The organism is Roseicyclus sp., assembly GCF_052168335.1.
Lineage (GTDB): Bacteria > Pseudomonadota > Alphaproteobacteria > Rhodobacterales > Rhodobacteraceae > Roseibacterium.
Genome location: NZ_JBQLZP010000157.1, coordinates 1 through 1,801, shown reverse-complemented (window position 1 = coordinate 1,801; position 1,801 = coordinate 1). Strand labels below are relative to the sequence as shown.

The following is a 1,801-nucleotide window of genomic DNA, read 5'->3' as shown; positions in this document are numbered from 1 at the left end:
GAAGCCGGCCGCACCCTCCCCCGCTCCGAAGAAGAAACGGTTGCAGGTGTCGCCGCTGGCACCCGCGGCGTCTCCGTCCATCCCGCCTGTCGAGGGAGTGCTCTTCTCCACCGGGGCGGCGGGCGTCCGCTATGCCGGGCGAACGGACGTGATGCTGGTGGACATCGCGCCGGGCAGCACGGTCGCCGGGGTCTTCACCCGCTCGGCCACACGCTCGGCCGCCGTCCTCGACTGCCAGGCGAAGCTCGCCAAGCTGACCGAGAAGCCGCGTCACGGCTTCGCCATCGTCGTGAACTCGGGCAACGCCAACACCTTCACCGGGGAGCGCGGCGCGCGCGACGTGGCCGCCATCTCGGCCGCCGCGGGGCAGGCCGTTGGCATTCCGCCGGAGCATGTCTTCACCTCGTCCACCGGCGTCATCGGCGAGCCGCTTCCGTCCGAGCGGATCACGGGCATCCTTCCAGAGCTCGTCGCCGGCCTCTCCGCCGACCGCTTCGAAGCGGCGGCGCGCGCCATCATGACGACCGACACCTTCCCGAAGGGCGCGGTCGAGCAGGTCGAGATCGCGGGCAGGACCGTGACCATCGCCGGCATCGCCAAGGGCTCGGGCATGATCGCGCCCGACATGGCGACGATGCTGGGCTACATCTTCACCGACGCCAACGTGACGCGCGACGGCCTGCAGTCGATGCTGAGCGCGGCGACGAAGACGAGCTTCAATGCCGTGACCGTGGATAGCGACACGTCGACGTCGGACACCGTGCTGCTGGTCGCCACCGGCCGGGCGCAGACGCCGCCCATCTCCTCGGGCCGCAGCGCCGAGGGGCGGGTCTTCGCCGCCGCGCTCGGCCGCGTGATGCAGGACCTCGCGCTCCAGATCGTGCGCGACGGCGAGGGCGCGACGAAGCTCGTGGAGGTCCGCGTGACCGGCGCGAAGTCCGTCCGTGACGCCGAAAAGGTGGCGCGCGCCATCGCCGATTCGCCGCTGGTGAAGACCGCGATCGCGGGCGAGGACCCGAACTGGGGCCGGATCGTCATGGCCGTGGGCAAGTCGGGCGCCGAGGCCGACCGCGACCGGCTGACGATCCGCTTCGGCGACATCCTCGTGGCCGAGAAGGGCTGGCGCGCCGAGACCTACCGGGAGGAGGACGGCGCGGGCTACATGAAGGGCGAGGAGCTTGTCGTCGCCGTCGATCTCGGCCTCGGGCGCGGGTCCGCCACGGTCTGGACCTGCGACCTGACGGCCCGCTACATCGAGATCAACGCGGATTACCGCTCGTGATCCTGGGCTCGGGGCGCGCGTGAAGATCGTCCTCGTCTCCGCCGTGGCGCTGATCGACCGCGACGGCCGCGTGCTCCTGACGCAGCGGCCGGAGGGCAAGTCCATGGCGGGGCTCTGGGAATTCCCCGGCGGCAAGGTGGAACCCGGCGAGACGCCCGAGGCGGCGCTGGTGCGCGAGCTGCACGAGGAGCTCGGGATCGAGACCTGGTCGAGCTGCCTCGCGCCGCTGACCTTCGCGAGCCATGCCTACCCGGATTTCCACCTGCTGATGCCGCTCTTCGCCTGCCGCAAGTGGGACGGCGTGCCCCAGCCGCGCGAGGGCCAGCGACTCGCCTGGGCGCGCGGGACGGAGCTTCGGTCCTACCCGATGCCGCCGGCGGACGAGCCGCTCATTCCGATTCTCAGGGACTGGCTCTGAGGGCCGCGGGGCCGTCACCGTCGGCGGATTTTCGCGACCTGCCGAAAAATTCGGCATAATTCGGGCAAAACAACCAATTTTGTAAGTGATTTGTAAGCCCG

The 1,801-nt window shown here is 70.4% G+C and carries 2 protein-coding genes; both read left to right on the top strand.

Going from position 1 to position 1,801, the window contains the following annotated elements:
- Window positions 1-40 precede the first annotated feature (40 nt).
- On the top strand, window positions 41-1,282 hold the full coding sequence (gene argJ / locus ACTS11_RS04945) for a bifunctional glutamate N-acetyltransferase/amino-acid acetyltransferase ArgJ (protein ID WP_442639233.1): 1,242 nt from the start codon (window positions 41-43) through the stop codon (window positions 1,280-1,282).
- A gap of 19 nt (window positions 1,283-1,301) precedes the next feature.
- The gene (gene mutT, locus ACTS11_RS04940; RefSeq protein WP_442639232.1) at window positions 1,302-1,700 is read left to right on the top strand and encodes an 8-oxo-dGTP diphosphatase MutT; all 399 of its coding nucleotides are present in this window, start codon (window positions 1,302-1,304) and stop codon (window positions 1,698-1,700) included.
- Window positions 1,701-1,801: the final 101 nt, after the last annotated feature.